A 15,890-nucleotide genomic window follows, 5' to 3' on the forward strand; every position below is an offset into this window, starting at 1 on the left:
GCTTTACAGGATCACCGTTTTATTGCCATGCACAAAAACCCGGTCTTCCACCACCAGCTGTAACGCCTTGCTCAACGCCGCTTTTTCTACATCACGGCCAGCGCGTGCCATATCTTCAGCACTAAAATTATGATCAACCGGTGCCACCATCTGCTGAATAATCGGGCCTTCATCTAAATCATCATTCACAAAGTGGGCAGTGGCACCAATAATTTTCACCCCGCGCTCAAACGCCTGCTGGTAAGGATTAGCACCAATAAAAGCCGGTAAAAAACTGTGATGAATATTGATAATTTTTTCCGGAAACTGCGCGACAAAGGCCGGCGTCAAAATACGCATAAACTTGGCCAACACCAGATATTCCGGCTGATAAGGCTTAATCACTTCCAGCAGTGCCGCTTCATGCTCAGTACGGCTTAAGCCCTGATGACTGACATGGTGATAAGGTAAATCAAAACGGGCCGCCAGCTGCTCCAGTTCCGGGTAATTACCGACTACCGCGGCAATATCCAGCGCCAATGAGCCATCAAAAACCTTAATTAAAATATCGCCAAGGCAATGCGCTTCTTTCGTCACCAGGATCACCACCCGCTTAGCGCGCTGGCTGACTAAACTGCGCTCGGAGCCCGGCGGCAGTGCACGGTCTAAATCAAACAGTAAGGTGGCATCGTTAAAGACGCCTTCCAGCTCGGTGCGCATATAAAAGCGACCACTGACCGGGTCAACATATTCGGTGTTACGAATAATGTTCAGCTGGTGTTTGTAGCAAATATTGGTTATTTGCGCGATCAAGCCTTTCGAATCCGGGCATTCCGTTAATAAAATTTTGCGTTCCATAATTAATATCTGTTGTGAGTTGGTAGACTACGTTTTACCGCATCCTTAGCATTAGCGTCAAAGACATTCAGACGTCTTTAGCTTAACTTGTTGTTTTGGCAAAAAACCGCATAATACCGCTGTGTTACTTCATAACGCTTAACAGGAGCCTATGGCATCGTTTCAGTTTAATGTGGTCGGCTATATCACATCGCCGTACAAACAAAAATTTGCTATTCCGCGCCAGCCCGGGCTCATTCCTGAGGCGGTCGGTTATCTGGAACTGGAAACAGAGTACAGCGATGATGCCATTTTGCGCGGTATCGACAGCTTTAGTCATCTGTGGTTGCTGTTTGTCTTTCATGAAACCGCGGATAAAGGCTGGTCACCGATGGTGCGCCCGCCTCGCTTGGGCGGCAATGAGCGCAAAGGCGTATTTGCCACCCGCGCGACGTTCAGGCCTAACCCGGTCGGCTTGTCGGTAGTCAAGCTGGAAGGGGTTGAGCGTAAAAACGGTAAGCTGATGCTAAAACTCAGCGGCATTGATTTACTGCATGGCACACCGGTTATCGATATCAAACCCTATCTGCCTTACTCCGATGCCCTGCCTGAGGCTGCCGCAGGCTTCGCTGACAGCGCACCGCAAACGGCGATGACAGTAAGTTTTTCCGAACAAGCCAGCAGCTTTTGCCGGCAGCAAAACCAATACCCCGATTTACAAGTATTTATAGAGAAGGTATTAAAACAAGACCCCAGACCGTCGTACAAAAAACAGCGCGATGGCGAACAAAGCTATGGTATGAGCTTGTACCACTACAATATTAAATGGACCGTAAGCGGAGAGCATAACCATGTTACTGAAATTCATCAGCTTAAGCCTTAAGCTGACCGCTGCAGCAACCTGTGTTGCCCTATCGGCCAGCACCTTACCCGATTTACCCGAACCGGTAAGCAATAATGCCGTAGCCAGCACCAGTATCCGCGGCAAAACCTATATCGCCAGTTTTATGGGCATAGGCCCGGCAAAGCAGCACAGCGATATTCACAACAAAGTGTTTATGCATACGCTAGGCGAATTTGGCTGGCAAAGCTTACCTCCGGTGCCAAGCCAGCAGCGCTTAACTGGCCGCATTGCCGCCAGTGCAGTGGCACTGAATAATAACTTTTTTGTCTTTGGCGGCTTTAGCGTTAATGCCGATGGCAGCGAGCAAACGGCGGCCGACAGCTACCGGCTGGATCCTATTACCCGCCGCTACACCAAACTAAATGATATACCGGTGCCGGTTGATGACGCCGTGGCACTTACCTACCAAAACCGCTACATCTACCTGGTCAGTGGCTGGAGCGACCATGGCAATGTTAATCTGGTGCAGCAATTTGATAATTTTACCCAGCGCTGGTCACAGGCCACGCCATTTCCCGGCAAGCCGGTATTTGGCTTAGCCGGTGCCATGGCCGGTAATACGATGCTGTTGTGCGATGGGGTGGCGCTTAATTATTACGCCGATAAAAGCCCGACGTACCAGGCTGAGCCAGCCTGTTATCTGGGTACCGTAAGCGATAACGCCAATAAAATAGACTGGCGCCTGATAGAACACCCTACCGGCACGGCACGCTACCGCATGGCCGCTATTAACACGCAAATAGATGGCAAAGATATGCTGGTGTTTATTGGCGGCAGCACCAACCCGTACAACTACAACGGCATTGGCTATAATGGTCAGCCGTCAGAGCCGGACAGTAAAGTTTGGGTATTTTCTGTCGCCGATAAGCGTTGGTTAAAAGCCTCAGACACCACGGCGGTAATGGATTTACGCTCACTGGTAGAAATCGATGGCGACATTTACTCGGTAGGCGGTATGCAAAGTGGCCAGCAAGTCAGTTCAAAGCTGATTAAACACCCGATAAAACTCCAATAGAATTGCCCCCGCCGCCTTGCTAGAATGGCGGCAATTTTTAGCACGACATACGAGAATACGATGCGCAGCAGTCAGTACTTACTATCTACCGTCAAAGAAACCCCGGCGGATGCCGAAGTTATCAGCCACAAACTTATGCTGCGTGCCGGCATGATCCGCCGCGTTGCATCGGGCATGTACACTTATTTGCCCACCGGCGTGCGGGTACTGCGCAAAGTCGAGCAAATCGTGCGCGAAGAAATGAACAAAGCCGGTGCCATTGAAGTGTTAATGCCAATGGTACAACCGGCTGAGCTGTGGCAGGAGTCTGGCCGCTGGGACAAAATGGACGCCGAACTGCTGCGCTTTAAAGACCGCCATACGCGCGATTATGTGCTGGGGCCGACGCATGAAGAAGTCATTACCGATTTAGTCCGGCGCGAAATTACCAGCTACAAACAGCTGCCGCTGAACTTATACCAAATTCAGACCAAGTTCCGTGACGAGCGCCGGCCACGTTTTGGCGTGATGCGCGCCCGCGAATTTTTAATGAAAGATGCCTACTCCTTTCATTTAAGCCAGGACAGCCTGCAACAAACCTATGATGCGATGTTTCAGGCCTACTGCAATATTTTCACCCGCCTGGGGCTGGATTTTAGGCCGGTGCTGGCCGATACCGGCGCCATCGGTGGCAGCATGTCGCACGAGTTCCACGTGCTGGCGGCATCAGGTGAAGACGCTATCGCCTTCTCTGATAGCAGCGATTATGCCGCCAATATCGAAATGGCCGAAGCTATTGCGCCAGCGGGTGAACGCCCGGAGGCCAGTCAGCCATTAACTGAAGTAGCCACGCCTAATGCTAAAACCGTTGCTGAAGTAGCCGCTTTATTAGGCCAGGACATTAAGCAAGTCAGTAAAACTTTGATTGTGTATGGCGTAAAAGGCGATGACGATAAAACCCAGCCGTTGGTAGCACTGGTGCTGCGTGGCGACCATGAATTAAACGAAATCAAAGCCGAGAAGCTAGCGCAAGTGCAAAGCCCACTGGTATTTGCCAGCGAGGAAGAAATCCGTACGGCTATCGGTGCCGGCCCCGGTTCTTTAGGCCCGGTAGGTATGACGCTGCCACTGATTGTCGATCGCAGCGCGGCACACCTGGTTGATTTTAGCTGCGGTGCCAACAAAGATGGCTTCCATTTAACCGGCGTAAATTGGGATCGTGATATCCAAAACTACAGTGTGGCAGATTTGCGTAATATCGTTGAGGGCGACCCAAGCCCTTGTGGTAACGGCAAGCTGGTGATCAAACGCGGTATTGAAGTGGGCCATATCTTCCAGCTAGGCGATCGCTATTCGCAGGCATTAAAAGCCGGCGTATTAAACGAAGAAGGCAAGCACCAGATCATGACGATGGGCTGCTACGGTGTTGGCGTATCGCGTATTATCGCCGCCGCCATTGAGCAAAACCACGATGATTTCGGCATTATCTGGCCGGATGCGATAGCACCGTTTCACATTGCACTTATTCCAATGAATATGCATAAATCTGTGCGGATTGAAGAAGCCACCGTGCGGTTATATAACGAACTGACTGCCGCTGGCTTTGAAGTATTGTTTGACGATCGTAAAGAGCGCCCCGGCGTAATGTTTGCCGATATGGAACTGATGGGCATTCCGCACAGCATTGTTATTGGCGAGCGCAACCTGGATAACCAGCAGGTAGAGTACAAAAATCGCCGTACTGGCGAAAAAGAGATGCTGGATATTCCGTCTGTCGTTGCCGCTATGCAACAAAAACTAGCGAAGTAACGCCAGTTACACTTAACTGAAACAGCATTAAAAAGGGGCAGAGAAATCTGCCCCTTTTTGTTTGGTTTAACCCAACTAGAACAACAGGTTTCTGCCAAAAAAGATGGTTGATACTGTGTTGACGAAAATTATTGCCAGAATAAACGGGATAAAGGTACCCAGCGAGAAATTGACATACTTTTGCAGCAATGAGCCGGCAAAGCTGCTGTTACCCTGGCTTATTTCCGCATCAAAGTTGTGCTTTTTCCAGCGGTAAATCACGAACAAACACAGCAATAAGCCATTTAACGGCAGTATGGTTTCGTAGAAAATATCGTACACCAGATCAAAAAACGACTTTGTTTTACCGCCATAACTTAGCAATTCACTTAATGCCTCTACCCGGCCAAAGGACAAGGCACAAATAACTGCCAGCACTATCATCGCCAGGCCGAGTGAAAACAGCGCTGTGCGCCGGCTGACGCCTTTACCGTCCATTAAGCTGCACACCGGTACTTCAATAATGGATACCAGTGAGGTTAACGCGGCAAAAAACACTAACAGGAAAAAGAAACTGGCAATAAAAGACGCACCGAAATAACCAATATCGGCCTGCAGCGCTAAAAATATCTTCGGCAGAAACATAAAAATCATACCGATACTGGACTCAGACAGCTCACTTAACTGGATATCCGGGTTAAAGGAAAATACTGCCGGCAGGATTAGCAAACCAGAACAAGCGGCCACCAGCAGCGACAAACCCGCCACCATTTTACCGGCTTGTACTATGTTGTTGTTTTTCTGAATATAAGAGCCATAAGTAATTAAAATACCCATCGCCAGCGACAGCGAGAAAAACGCCTGCGCTAAGGCACCGTTTAGCACCTTGCCGGTCAGCTTGTCAAACTCCGGGATCAGGAAAAACTTAACACCTAACATAGCGTTATCCAGCGTAAACACGTATATCACCAACGCAATCAGCATAACAAACAGCATTGGCATTAATACCCGCGCTGCTTTTTCAATGCCTTGCTTTACGCCGCCTTGTAAAATAGCGAAGGTTAAGCCTATTACTACGGCCATATAGATAAACAGCTCATTACTGTTAATAAAGCTGCCAAAACTGTCTGGCCCGGCGAGCTCGTTCAACTGGCCCATAACCGATTTGGCCAGATAACCGAAGATCCATACGGTGATCACCAGATAAAACACGCCAATCATAAAAGGCGTGATAACCGACAACCAGCCAACCGAGCGCCAGGCGCGGTTCTGGCCAATCTCAGTGTAAGCACCCAGCGGGTTCTGCCGGGTATGGCGGCCCAGACTCATCTCGGCCAGCATTACCGGCAGGCAGATAAAGAACACAAAAAAGGCATACATAATTAAAAAGGCGGCACCGCCATTTTTACTGGCCATTACCGGAAAGGCGACCAGATTACCGATACCTACAGCTGAACCGGCGGCAGCCAGTACAAAGCCCAGGCTGGAGCTAAATTGTTCACGTTTCATTAGTACGCGGACTCCCTGAATCTTTCTTATTAGAATAATTGAGCTGAGCTCATTTTTTTGTAAGCGCCCTGCATGCTAACAGGCTGTTACACTAAATCCTAGTACTGCACTGCTCCGATGCGTTTAACAGCGTTGGAAGCCGGACCGGGATCTGCTATCGTGCGCCGAGTAAAATCCGCGCCGAAAAAGGACAGCCTCATGTTTTATATGATTTACTCAGAAGATGTTGCCAACAGTTTAGAACAGCGTCTGGCAACCCGCCCTGCACACTTAGCCCGGTTAGAGCAATTAAAAAACCAAGGCCGCCTGCTGTTAGCCGGGCCATTACCGGCGATTGACAGCTTAGACCCAGGCGCGGCTGGTTTTAGCGGCTCTTTAGTGGTTGCCGAGTTTGCCAGCTTAACCGACGCCCAAGCCTGGGCCGATGCCGACCCTTACCTGGCAGCCGGGGTGTATGCGCGCTCAACGGTAAAACCGTTTAAAAAAGTGTTACCTTAATTAGCCAGCCACAAGGACAGTCGCATGAGTTATATCTTACTGACCGGCGGCGCCGGTTATATTGGCAGCCATACTGCACTGGAACTGTTAAACGCCGGTTTTTCGGTGCTGAGCTTTGATAACTTTAGTAACAGCTCAGCTGAAGCGCTTAACCGGGTGCAACAGTTAAGCGGTAAACCGCTTATTAGCATTGAGGGTGATATCCGCGATGAAGCAGCGCTGCGTCAGCTATTCAGCCAGTATGACATCAGTGCCGTGGTGCATTTTGCCGGTTTAAAAGCCGTGGGCGAGTCCACCGAACTGCCGCTGCATTACTACGATAACAACGTTGCCGGTACGGTGACGCTGTGCCGGGTAATGCGCGACTTTGCTGTTAAAAAACTGGTATTTAGCTCATCTGCTACCGTTTATGGTGATGCTAAACAGGTGCCAATCCCGGAAACAGCGCCGCGCTTTGCCACTAACCCCTATGGCCAGAGCAAACTGATGATCGAGCATATACTGCAAGATCTGCAAACGGCAGAGCCAGACTGGGGTATTACCTTGCTACGCTACTTTAACCCGGTGGGTGCCCATGACAGCGGCCGTATTGGTGAAGATCCAAGCGGTATCCCGAATAACTTAATGCCGTTTATCTCGCAGGTGGCTGTCGGTAAACGCGACAAGTTGAGTATATTCGGTAATGACTACCCCACCCACGACGGTACCGGTGTGCGTGACTATATTCACGTGGTCGATTTAGCCCGCGGCCATGTTAAAGCCTTGCAGTATCTGCAGCAGCACAGCGGTATTGAGGCCATTAACCTCGGTACAGGCAGCGGTTACAGTGTACTGGATATGGTAAATGCCTTTAGCCGGGTTAATGGCGTGGCAGTGCCTTACAGCGCTGCGCCGCGCCGACCAGGTGATATAGCCATTTGTTATGCCGAGCCGTCCAAAGCCAAAGCCTTGCTGGGCTGGCAGGCCGAAAAAACGCTGGATGATATGGTGCGCGACAGCTGGCGTTGGCAGCAGGCTAACCCTAATGGTTATTGCAGCTAACTGATAAGCCCCAGCTCCAGCGCTAACAACACGGCACGGGTGCGGTCACGCACCCCCAACTTACTTAAAATAGCCGAGCACTGGTTTTTTACTGTACCTTCAGATTTATACAGCGCAGTAGCAATCTCTTTATTGCTATAACCTGCCGCCATCAGCTGCAAAATCTGCAACTCTTTATCGGTTAACGGCTCCAGCTGCGCCGGCATGCTAAAATCGCTGTTACCGGCCCGTACATTACCGAGTAAACGTTCAGTAATATTCGGGGCAAACCAACTAGCACCGCCAGCCAGAGTACTGATTGCTTCAACTAAGGTGTCCAGTGACACATCTTTTAGTAAAAAGCCCCTCGCCCCCAGGGAGATACTTTTTAACACCAGCTCATGCTCGTCAAAGGTGGTCAGAATAAGCACCGGCGTGTTGATCCCTGCCTGCTGTAAGGCCGCTAGGGTTTGTACGCCATTCATCAGCGGCATGGATAAATCCAGCAAAATCACCTCTGGCTGATACAGGCGGCAAGCCTGCACAACCGTGCTGCCGTCGGCACATTCCGCCACTACCTCTACTTTGCCGGAGAGGCCAAGTAAGCTTTTAATGCCATCGCGTATCAGCTTTTGATCGTCTACCAGCAACACCTTATGCATTATCACTCTCCTGATACGGCAAACACATGCTAAGTTGCAGCGCACCTTGCGCTTGAGTAATAGCCAAACTGCCACCGCATTCGGCCAGACGTTCCTGCATGCCTCTGATGCCATTACCCGGCTGCCAGTTTGCCGATAATTTGCCATTATCGACAATAGTCAGTTGCAGTTTGCCGTCGGTGACCTTGGCAGTGATTTGCATTTCAGATGCGCCGCTGTGTTTTAAACTGTTACTAATGGCTTCCTGCACTATGCAGAGCAAATGCTGTGCTTGCTGTAAATTGTTAAGCATAATAGCGGCAGGGATCTGTAATCTTACGTTAAGCTGCTCAGGTAATAACGCCACTAACGGCTGTATCGCGTCCAACAGCGTCACATCTGCATACTGGCGCATCGTGCTTACCGCCTCACGCACATCGGCCAGCAATAATTTGGCCAGTTGATGGCACTTGTCTATCTGCTGCTTCGCGTCGCCACTGCTTAAATGGCCGGCAACCTGCAGCTGTATGGTTAATGCCGTCAGATGATGTCCGACTAAATCATGCAAATTACGTGCAATGCGGGTGCGTTCACTCTGACGTGAGGCCGCCTGCAGCAATTGCTGAGTTGCCTGCAGTTGCTGGTGTTTTTGCTCCAGCTCTTCTTTGGCTTTTTCGGCATCGCGGCTGGCGCTTTGCACTAACACGGCAAACAGATGGAAACTGCCGTACAACAAGGCAGTGATCCACACGCTATGACCACTTTGCCAGGCAACGACCGCAAACCAGCCCACCACCACCATGATCACCACCAGCATGGCCTGCGCGGTACGCATCACAAAAGGTAACATCGCCGCCCAGATCACGGTTAAAATGGGCAAAAACTCAAAATGCCGCCCCGGTAACTGCCACAGCAGCGCAAAGGCCAGCAGCAACTGTAATGCCAACAGTGGCCGGCCAAAACGGCCGCTCAGAGCAAAATCCCCCTGCTCTGTCGTAAGCAAGATGAACAAAGCACCGTACAGCAGAAATAACACATGCACCAGCCAGTGGCTGGTGCCTGGCTGAACGCGTTGCAGGATAAAAATACTGATGCCATACACCAGCAGCCAGGTCAGTACACCGGCCAGGGTGGCAAAATCAAATTTTCGTTTCATTGCGCCATTATGCGCAGCTTTATACCAACTGCAATAGGCCAGAAGTCATAGTGAGAATTCCTGACTTTCGGCACCTGCGTCGGCATCAGCCAGGGCGTAAGCTGCGGTTAACAACCAAAGGAGCTTCATTATGCTAACGCTGCATACCGCTTTACTGTATTTACATATTGCACTGGGCGCCGTTGCCTTGCTGCTGTACTGGGTTCCGGTTATTGTCCGCAAAGGCAGTCCTGTGCATATCAATGCCGGTAAAATATTTTATTATCTGATGCTGACAGTCTCCGGCTCGGGCATCATTCTTTGCCTTATGGGCTTATATGATCCTGTTGGCATTTACACTGCCGGCAAGCAACTCAGTACTGAAAGCATTCAACGCATGTTGGTTTGGCGCATTCCGGTATCGCAGTTTTTACTGCTAGTCAGTCTGCTTACCTGGGTATCCGTGCGCCACGCCATCGGCGTATTAAAAGCCAAAGCCGATCGCAGCCTGTTGCGCCGCTGGTACTATCAGGGGCCGGTATTTGCCATGTTTCCACTGGCGATATATGTGGCTTATCAAGGGTTCAGCATAGGCATGCCATTACTGATTATTTTTGCTGTGGTTAGTCTTATAACAGCAAGCACCATGACCCTGTACGTTTATAAAAAACAGGTAAGCCCACGTGCCTGGATTATTGAACACTTCGGAGCCATGGTCGGCAGTGGTATCGCTGTTTACACCGCGTTTTTTGCCGCCGGTGGTCGTAGAATGTTGGCCGAGCTATTACCTGATAACTGGCTACTGGTTAGCTGGCTGGCCGCACCGGTTATTGGAACTACCGCACTTATTACACTGACCGGCTACTACAAACGCAAATATAAAGTTCAGCCAAACAAGGCTTTACAACAGGGCTAGAACCGGCTTACTGTCATGTCAGACTAAGCAGCAGAAAAAGCCGCAATATGAAAAATTCAGCAGTACAGAATAAAGTAATTTGGATCACCGGTGCCTCGGGCGGTATTGGCGAGGCGCTGGCCCGCGAGCTGGCTGCCGACGGCGCCCGGCTAGTACTAAGTGCCAGGCGGCAGAGCGAGCTGCAGCGGGTACGCGCCAGTTTAGCCAACAGCAGCCAACATTTGTTGTTGCCGCTGGATATTACCGACGATGCCGCTATCGCCGCGGCAATTGACACCATACAACAGCAAATTGGCGGCCTGGACTGGTTAATTAATAATGCCGGTATCAGCCAGCGCGCGCTGATTGTCGACACTACTGCAGACACCGATCGCAAGCTGTTTGAAGTCGATTATTTCGCGCAGATTAATGTAACCCGCCAGGCACTGCCGCTATTGCTGGCCGATGGCGGCGGCAAGGTGGTATTTGTTTCCTCCGTTGCCGGTTTAGTCGGCACTCAATATCGCGGCAGTTATTCCGCTGCCAAGGCGGCACTGCATTTATGGGCCAATAGCTTACGTGCTGAACTCTTTGATCAGGGTTTAACGGTGGCCACTATCTTCCCGGGTTTTGTCAAAACCGATGTATCACTTAACGCCTTAACCGGCGATGGCAGCGCGCTTGGCAGCATGGACGACGCCCAGGCCAATGCCATGAGCGCAGACGCCTTTGCCGAAAAAGCAGTAAAAGCGCTGCTAAAAGGCAAAAGCTATATTGTTATCGGTGGGTTAAAAGAGCGCCTTGGCGCACTGGTATCGCGCTTATCGCCAGAACTGCTGTATAAAATGGTACGCAAAAGTACAGTACGTTAACTGAGCACTGCCTGATAAATCAACCGCAAACCGAGCAGCAACATGCTAATACTGATTACATGGTAAAAGGCTTTTTCGCTGAATTTATGTTGTAAGCTTATGCCAAGCTTTACCCCCAGCCACACCAGCGGCAAGCTAAGTAACGCATAGCCAAACAAGGCAGCATTAAGTTGCCCCAGCATTAAATACGGCGGCAGTTTCAGCAGGTTAACCACGGCAAAAAACACCACTGCCGTGGCCAGATAGTGTTGTTTCGGCATGCCCTGTGGCAATAAATACATATTCAGCGGTGGCCCGCCGGCATGAGCAACAAAGCTGGTAAAGCCGCTCAGTGCGCCTAACACGCGGCCGGCCCAGGGCGACGTTAACCATGACTGGTTTACCAGTTTTAGCAGCATATTCAGCGCAAATAGCAGCGTAATTATCCCCAGCAGCAAGCGTAAGCCGGTTTCATCTAACCAACCAAAGCTGGCATAGCCAACAATTATGCCGAGCAATGCTGCCGGTAGCAGCAGCGCTAAATGCTGCACATTGTGCTGCCCCCACCACTGACGCAGGCTCAGCACATCGGCAATGATTAAAATCGGCAATAACAACGCTGCCGCCAACGCCGGACTTATCACCAGCGACATTAACGGCACGGTAATACCGCCAATAGCCCCGGCAAAACCGGATTTGGAAATACCGGTCAACAGCACCGCCACAGCAATAACCAGCAGGGTTAACATATCAATATCAGGCACTAGTCAGCCTTGTTTTAGTAAGTTCTTTCAAGTAATTCCAGTGTAAAACCAAACCTCAGGAGTGGCGAACATATCTTGGTAAGGCCTTCAACTGAGGTCTTTTTGTTGCTTAAAACCCTCACACCATGCTTTAATACTTTTAATTTACATTAAATAAACAAGCTAAAGAGGGAACAATGGCTATTACCAGCGGCAACGGAGCTGAAACACTCATACTATCTGCAAATGAAAAAGAATCTGTACAACAATTAATGGAACAGCTTAGCAAAGACAATTCTCATCTTTCAGAAGCTTTTTTTAGTGATTTTGCTAAGAACCAAGCTCCTGTATGGCAACGATACAGTAATGGTATATACAACCATCCCAAAACGTGGTGGATTGGAATAATTCAAGTTCTGATGATCACTGGATCTTTAGGTCCGAAACGAAAGGCTGAAGCCATGTTGCGGCAAAATGCTCTAGCTCAAATTTTGCACGAGCTTTTAAGATCAGAGAATATTGAACAAACACAACAACATATATTACAAGTTGTACGTTTTAATCTTAAATACCGAAAAAGCGATATTGCAGGCCGCTTTCACGGCGGTATATTTACTAACTACGCGACTATGGTTGGCAGATTAGGTAAAAACATTCCTTCCGCCAAAAAATGGTCTGCGCGAATTACTAACCTAACAATTGCGAGCTTTGGAGCAGCTATTCAGGCAATAGCGTCGGGTTATAACTCTCCAGACGCTATTATGAACGCAGTCCTTACAGGAAACACAGAACGTATACCGGACGCTTTTCGTGCCATACCTCATACACCTAAAACGACAACTGAAGAAGATGGTATATCGTCCGCATTATTCGCAGAAATACAAGCAGTCCAAATTGCGAACAGTATTGAGTCAACCCCGATTCCCATCAAGGAGTTCTGCCGCAGACCAGAAAATATTAATTTGAAAGGTCTCTGCAGCTAAGGAGTAGAATTATGCAAGGCAGGAAACAAGGCTTTTTTAACTCGTTAAGAGCTTCAATAGCGGAATTATTGGATGAATTACTGACCTTTATCAGCTTTATTATCGCTATGTTCGCGGGACTATATTTTTCCTCCTGGTGGATCTTCTTCGTGGCACTTCTGGTGGGATTTGGCCTTGCAAGACTTTGCAGCAAGCTACTGCTAAAAAATGAAGACAAAACACACCCAACTTAAGTCTGGTGGGCAAAAATACTCATGGCCTTTCGCCAAACAAAATATTATATAAATCAAGTTATTGAATAAATCATAAGGGAAGTACATTCATGAAAACGCTGCAATGCTCTGCCTGCAAACACCAAGTGAGTTTAAAACAGGATGTCGCAACTAAAAAAGTTAACGGTATCTTTATGTTGCAGTGCGCTAATTGTCAGCAATGGAGCCATGAGCATCGCAACGCAGCCGTAGTAAAAAACCTTGGTTTAATGCTAATGATAACCGGCTCAGTGATGGGTTATTGTCAGCTTGGTGGCTTTATCACCGGCCCGTTGATTGCAGTCATCGGCGGTTTAATTGCGGTTGCTACACTATTTGCTGTGCCCAGAGCAGTGTATACCGGCACTTAACCGCTGTTGAAGTATTTCTCAGACACAACAAAGGCGCTTTCGCGCCTTTATCTTTAGTGCTTAACCTCTGCCTTCACGGCTGGGCTTTTTACCATTAGGCTGCCGTATTGGCTTGCCTTTGGGCTTGGCCGGGCCTCTGCGACCTGCCGGCTTAGCGGCGTCCGGTTTAGCTGGCCTTGCTTCGCTTGGCTTGCGTTCTTTCGGTGTACGCGCCGGGGTTTTAGCGGCGATATCGTGCTTACGTACCGCGCGTTTCATGCTGGCCATGCGGCGGCGGCGCTCGTCGCGGTCTTCCGGCTTAACCAGGGTGGCCACTTCCGGCGCTAAGCTGACTAACTTACGCAGGTAATTTACCTCTTCCAGCGGATATTCGGCATAGCCACCGGCCGGTAAGTGTTTTGGCAGCAGTAAATCACCATAGCGCACGCGGATAAGGCGGCTAACCACAGCACCCTGTGACTCCCACATGCGGCGTACTTCGCGGTTACGGCCTTCGGTTAACACTACATGAAACCAGCGGTTAATGCCCTCACCTGGCAGCGCTTTAATTTTTTTGAAGTTGGCTTTGCCGTCTTCTAACTCAACGCCGGTGCGTAAACGCTGGATCATCGCATCATTGATCTCGCCAAACACCCTTACCGCGTATTCACGTTCGACTTCAAACTTGGGGTGCATTAAACGGTTCGCTAATTCACCATCGGTAGTAAACAGCAATAAACCTGAGGTGTTAATATCCAGCCGGCCGATGGCAATCCAGCGCGCGCCTTTAATGTTGGGCAGGCGGGAGAATACTGTTGGCCGCCCTTCCGGATCAGTACGCGAGCAAATCTCGCCTTCCGGCTTGTGGTAAGCCAGCACGCGACATATTTGCTGCTCTTCGCTGGCAATTTGTACCGGGTGGCCATCTACCCGCACTTGCTGGGTCGGGCTTACACGGTCGCCCAGTGTGGCCGGTTTGCCGTCTACCGTAACGCGGCCACCGCTAATCCAGTCTTCCATTTCGCGGCGCGAGCCTAAACCTGCGCGGGCTAATACTTTTTGCAGTTTTTCACTGCCGGCTTTTTCACTCATTAGTGCAATTCTCCTGTCGTCACGACGGTGTCGGCCAGATCCAGGCTAATGGCCTGAAATTCCGGCAAGGGCGGTAACTGGTTTAAATGTTTTAAACCAAAATAATCTAAAAATTCTTTTGTTGTCGCGTATAAGCCGGGCCGGCCCGGTACTTCTTTATGACCTACCACCTTGACCCAGCCACGGTCTAACAAGGTGCGCATGATCTGGCTGCTAACCGACACGCCGCGGATATCTTCAATCTCGCCGCGGGTAATCGGCTGGCGATAGGCAATCAGTGCCAGGGTTTCCAGTACAGCACGCGAGTAGCGCGGCGAGCGCTCAGGCCATAGCCGGGCTAAATAATCACTCAGCTCCGGTTTGGTAATAAAGCGATAGCCGGATGCTGTTTCCGTTAAAATAATACCGCGCCCGGCGTAGTCTTGCATCAGCCGCGCTAAGGTATCGTTTAAGCGCTTTTTACTGACATTTAAGCCATCCAGCACGCTGCTTTGTAAATCCTCAGTACTAAGCGGCTTATCAGCAGCAAAAATGGCCGCTTCTACCAGCTGCATTAACTGCACGTCATTTATTTTGCCCGCCATTATGCCTCAGCGTCCTTTAATTTGACATGAATTTGGCCATAGGCCTCAACCTGAATAATCTCTACCAGCTTTTCTTTGGTCAGCTCCAGCATGGCTAAAAAGGTCACTACCACACCTTCGCGGCCTTCTGTGACATCAAAGCAGGCGGAAAACGCCAGATAGCCCTGATGCGCGCTTAATAAATCCAGAATACGGCTCATGCGCTCACGGGTAGATAAATGCTCGCGTTTAATATGGTGGTGCTGAAAATCCTTCGCCCGTTTGACAATATCTTTAAGCGCCAGTGTCAGCTCAGCTAAATCAACATCCGGCAAAATCAGCAGCGGGGCAAAGTTTTCTGCCAGCGTAGCCTTGGCGGTAAAATGATCGCGCTCATCACGCGGCAGGCTGTCCAGCTCGGTCGCAGCCTGTTTGAATACTTCATATTCCTGCAGGCGGCGGATAAGCTCAGCACGCGGATCGGCTTCTTCATCTTCGACTTCGCTGTGCCGGGGCAGCAGTAAACGCGATTTAATCTCCGCCAGCATCGCCGCCATCACTAAATATTCAGCCGCCAGTTCAAAGTTCAGCCCCTGCATTAACTCAATATATTCCATATATTGCAGGGTTATTTCGTTTACTGGCAAATCGACAATATCAAACTTATGCTTGCGGATTAAATACAGCAAAAAATCCAGCGGGCCTTCAAAAGCATCCAGCAGAATTTCCAGCGCGTCCGGCGGTATATATAAATCCTCCGGCCGCTCCAGCACCGCTTCGCCACGCACAAAGGCCAGCGGCAGTGGTTGCTGTATGGTTAAGCTATCAGGCAGGCTGTCAGATAAGGTATCGCTCAA

At 49.9% G+C, this 15,890-nt stretch carries 18 protein-coding genes; 10 read left to right on the forward strand and 8 right to left on the reverse strand.

Annotated elements, in window-relative coordinates; all coding sequences use genetic code 11:
- Positions 1–3 precede the first annotated feature (3 nt).
- Positions 4–837 carry a formyltetrahydrofolate deformylase gene (gene purU / locus EYB30_RS05810; RefSeq protein ID WP_166837971.1) on the reverse strand — a complete coding sequence of 278 codons (834 nt, stop codon included), beginning with the start codon at positions 835–837 and terminating at the stop codon, positions 4–6.
- 151 nt (positions 838–988) lie between these two features.
- Here purU and tsaA point away from each other — a divergent pair, with 151 nt between their 5' ends.
- Genes tsaA through EYB30_RS05825 form a run of 3 tightly spaced genes read left to right on the forward strand, consistent with a single transcriptional unit; the run spans position 989 to position 4,523 of the window.
- Entirely contained in the window at positions 989–1,699 is a 711-nt protein-coding gene (tsaA, locus tag EYB30_RS05815; protein ID WP_166837972.1) for a tRNA (N6-threonylcarbamoyladenosine(37)-N6)-methyltransferase TrmO, read from the forward strand.
- Positions 1,668–2,735, forward strand: coding sequence for a Kelch repeat-containing protein (locus EYB30_RS05820; protein ID WP_166837973.1), 1,068 nt, complete (start codon positions 1,668–1,670; stop codon positions 2,733–2,735). Before tsaA ends, EYB30_RS05820 begins: the two co-directional genes overlap by 32 nt.
- A 60-nt stretch (positions 2,736–2,795) precedes the next feature.
- The gene (locus tag EYB30_RS05825; RefSeq protein WP_166838083.1) at positions 2,796–4,523 is read left to right on the forward strand and encodes a proline--tRNA ligase; all 1,728 of its coding nucleotides are present in this window, start codon (positions 2,796–2,798) and stop codon (positions 4,521–4,523) included.
- A 75-nt stretch (positions 4,524–4,598) separates the two neighbouring features.
- Here the strand turns inward: EYB30_RS05825 and EYB30_RS05830 are convergent, their stop codons facing one another.
- On the reverse strand, positions 4,599–6,011 hold the full coding sequence (locus tag EYB30_RS05830) for a sodium-dependent transporter (RefSeq protein ID WP_166837974.1): 1,413 nt from the start codon (positions 6,009–6,011) through the stop codon (positions 4,599–4,601).
- 198 nt (positions 6,012–6,209) lie between these two features.
- Between EYB30_RS05830 and EYB30_RS05835 the strand changes: the two genes are divergently transcribed.
- Both EYB30_RS05835 and galE read left to right on the forward strand, forming a co-directional pair.
- Entirely contained in the window at positions 6,210–6,509 is a 300-nt protein-coding gene (locus tag EYB30_RS05835; protein WP_166837975.1) for a YciI family protein, read from the forward strand.
- Between the two features lie 24 nt (positions 6,510–6,533).
- Positions 6,534–7,550 carry a UDP-glucose 4-epimerase GalE gene (galE, locus tag EYB30_RS05840; protein ID WP_166837976.1) on the forward strand — a complete coding sequence of 339 codons (1,017 nt, stop codon included), beginning with the start codon at positions 6,534–6,536 and terminating at the stop codon, positions 7,548–7,550.
- Here the strand turns inward: galE and EYB30_RS05845 are convergent.
- On the reverse strand, positions 7,547–8,191 hold the full coding sequence (locus EYB30_RS05845; RefSeq protein ID WP_166837977.1) for a response regulator transcription factor: 645 nt from the start codon (positions 8,189–8,191) through the stop codon (positions 7,547–7,549). The genes galE and EYB30_RS05845 overlap by 4 nt on opposite strands.
- On the reverse strand, positions 8,184–9,326 hold the full coding sequence (locus EYB30_RS05850; protein WP_166837978.1) for a sensor histidine kinase: 1,143 nt from the start codon (positions 9,324–9,326) through the stop codon (positions 8,184–8,186). The genes EYB30_RS05845 and EYB30_RS05850 overlap by 8 nt, the downstream gene beginning before the upstream one ends.
- Before the next feature lie 130 nt (positions 9,327–9,456).
- Between EYB30_RS05850 and EYB30_RS05855 the strand changes: the two genes are divergently transcribed.
- Positions 9,457–10,221: a hypothetical protein gene (locus tag EYB30_RS05855; RefSeq protein ID WP_166837979.1), complete on the forward strand. Its 765-nt coding sequence runs from the start codon at positions 9,457–9,459 to the stop codon at positions 10,219–10,221.
- A 47-nt stretch (positions 10,222–10,268) separates the two neighbouring features.
- Positions 10,269–11,072 carry an SDR family oxidoreductase gene (locus EYB30_RS05860; RefSeq protein WP_166837980.1) on the forward strand — a complete coding sequence of 268 codons (804 nt, stop codon included), beginning with the start codon at positions 10,269–10,271 and terminating at the stop codon, positions 11,070–11,072.
- Here EYB30_RS05860 and EYB30_RS05865 read toward each other — a convergent pair.
- Positions 11,069–11,815: a sulfite exporter TauE/SafE family protein gene (locus EYB30_RS05865; RefSeq protein WP_206674573.1), complete on the reverse strand. Its 747-nt coding sequence runs from the start codon at positions 11,813–11,815 to the stop codon at positions 11,069–11,071. The two genes, EYB30_RS05860 and EYB30_RS05865, sit on opposite strands and share 4 nt — an antisense overlap.
- Before the next feature lie 176 nt (positions 11,816–11,991).
- Here EYB30_RS05865 and EYB30_RS05870 point away from each other — a divergent pair, with 176 nt between their 5' ends.
- From EYB30_RS05870 to EYB30_RS05880, 3 genes are all read left to right on the forward strand, one after another.
- Positions 11,992–12,777 carry a hypothetical protein gene (locus EYB30_RS05870; protein WP_166837981.1) on the forward strand — a complete coding sequence of 262 codons (786 nt, stop codon included), beginning with the start codon at positions 11,992–11,994 and terminating at the stop codon, positions 12,775–12,777.
- A gap of 11 nt (positions 12,778–12,788) precedes the next feature.
- Entirely contained in the window at positions 12,789–13,010 is a 222-nt protein-coding gene (locus EYB30_RS05875; RefSeq protein WP_166837982.1) for a hypothetical protein, read from the forward strand.
- An 89-nt stretch (positions 13,011–13,099) separates the two neighbouring features.
- Positions 13,100–13,399: a hypothetical protein gene (locus EYB30_RS05880; RefSeq protein ID WP_166837983.1), complete on the forward strand. Its 300-nt coding sequence runs from the start codon at positions 13,100–13,102 to the stop codon at positions 13,397–13,399.
- A gap of 60 nt (positions 13,400–13,459) precedes the next feature.
- Here the strand turns inward: EYB30_RS05880 and rluB are convergent, their stop codons facing one another.
- The 3 genes from rluB to EYB30_RS05895 are packed head-to-tail and all read right to left on the reverse strand — an operon-like array spanning position 13,460 to position 15,890.
- Positions 13,460–14,470 carry a 23S rRNA pseudouridine(2605) synthase RluB gene (gene rluB, locus EYB30_RS05885; RefSeq protein WP_166837984.1) on the reverse strand — a complete coding sequence of 337 codons (1,011 nt, stop codon included), beginning with the start codon at positions 14,468–14,470 and terminating at the stop codon, positions 13,460–13,462.
- Positions 14,470–15,054 (reverse strand): SMC-Scp complex subunit ScpB, encoded by a 585-nt coding sequence (scpB, locus tag EYB30_RS05890; RefSeq protein ID WP_166837985.1) that lies wholly within the window; start codon positions 15,052–15,054, stop codon positions 14,470–14,472. The genes rluB and scpB overlap by 1 nt, the downstream gene beginning before the upstream one ends.
- Positions 15,054–15,890, reverse strand: coding sequence for a segregation and condensation protein A (locus tag EYB30_RS05895; protein WP_166837986.1), 837 nt, complete (start codon positions 15,888–15,890; stop codon positions 15,054–15,056). The genes scpB and EYB30_RS05895 overlap by 1 nt, the downstream gene beginning before the upstream one ends.

This window comes from Rheinheimera pleomorphica (assembly GCF_011634895.1).
In the GTDB taxonomy this organism is placed as follows: domain Bacteria; phylum Pseudomonadota; class Gammaproteobacteria; order Enterobacterales; family Alteromonadaceae; genus Alishewanella; species Alishewanella pleomorphica.

Bases quoted from the DNA above. Each gene is read 5' to 3' on its own strand.
- purU (WP_166837971.1), bottom strand. From the start codon at position 837: ATGGAACGCAAAATTTTATTAACGGAATGCCCGGATTCGAAAGGCTTG.
- tsaA (WP_166837972.1), top strand. From the start codon at position 989: ATGGCATCGTTTCAGTTTAATGTGGTCGGCTATATCACATCGCCGTAC.
- EYB30_RS05820 (WP_166837973.1), top strand. From the start codon at position 1,668: ATGTTACTGAAATTCATCAGCTTAAGCCTTAAGCTGACCGCTGCAGCA.
- EYB30_RS05825 (WP_166838083.1), top strand. From the start codon at position 2,796: ATGCGCAGCAGTCAGTACTTACTATCTACCGTCAAAGAAACCCCGGCG.
- EYB30_RS05830 (WP_166837974.1), bottom strand. From the start codon at position 6,011: ATGAAACGTGAACAATTTAGCTCCAGCCTGGGCTTTGTACTGGCTGCC.
- EYB30_RS05835 (WP_166837975.1), top strand. From the start codon at position 6,210: ATGTTTTATATGATTTACTCAGAAGATGTTGCCAACAGTTTAGAACAG.
- galE (WP_166837976.1), top strand. From the start codon at position 6,534: ATGAGTTATATCTTACTGACCGGCGGCGCCGGTTATATTGGCAGCCAT.
- EYB30_RS05845 (WP_166837977.1), bottom strand. From the start codon at position 8,191: ATGCATAAGGTGTTGCTGGTAGACGATCAAAAGCTGATACGCGATGGC.
- EYB30_RS05850 (WP_166837978.1), bottom strand. From the start codon at position 9,326: ATGAAACGAAAATTTGATTTTGCCACCCTGGCCGGTGTACTGACCTGG.
- EYB30_RS05855 (WP_166837979.1), top strand. From the start codon at position 9,457: ATGCTAACGCTGCATACCGCTTTACTGTATTTACATATTGCACTGGGC.
- EYB30_RS05860 (WP_166837980.1), top strand. From the start codon at position 10,269: ATGAAAAATTCAGCAGTACAGAATAAAGTAATTTGGATCACCGGTGCC.
- EYB30_RS05870 (WP_166837981.1), top strand. From the start codon at position 11,992: ATGGCTATTACCAGCGGCAACGGAGCTGAAACACTCATACTATCTGCA.
- EYB30_RS05875 (WP_166837982.1), top strand. From the start codon at position 12,789: ATGCAAGGCAGGAAACAAGGCTTTTTTAACTCGTTAAGAGCTTCAATA.
- EYB30_RS05880 (WP_166837983.1), top strand. From the start codon at position 13,100: ATGAAAACGCTGCAATGCTCTGCCTGCAAACACCAAGTGAGTTTAAAA.
- rluB (WP_166837984.1), bottom strand. From the start codon at position 14,470: ATGAGTGAAAAAGCCGGCAGTGAAAAACTGCAAAAAGTATTAGCCCGC.
- scpB (WP_166837985.1), bottom strand. From the start codon at position 15,054: ATGGCGGGCAAAATAAATGACGTGCAGTTAATGCAGCTGGTAGAAGCG.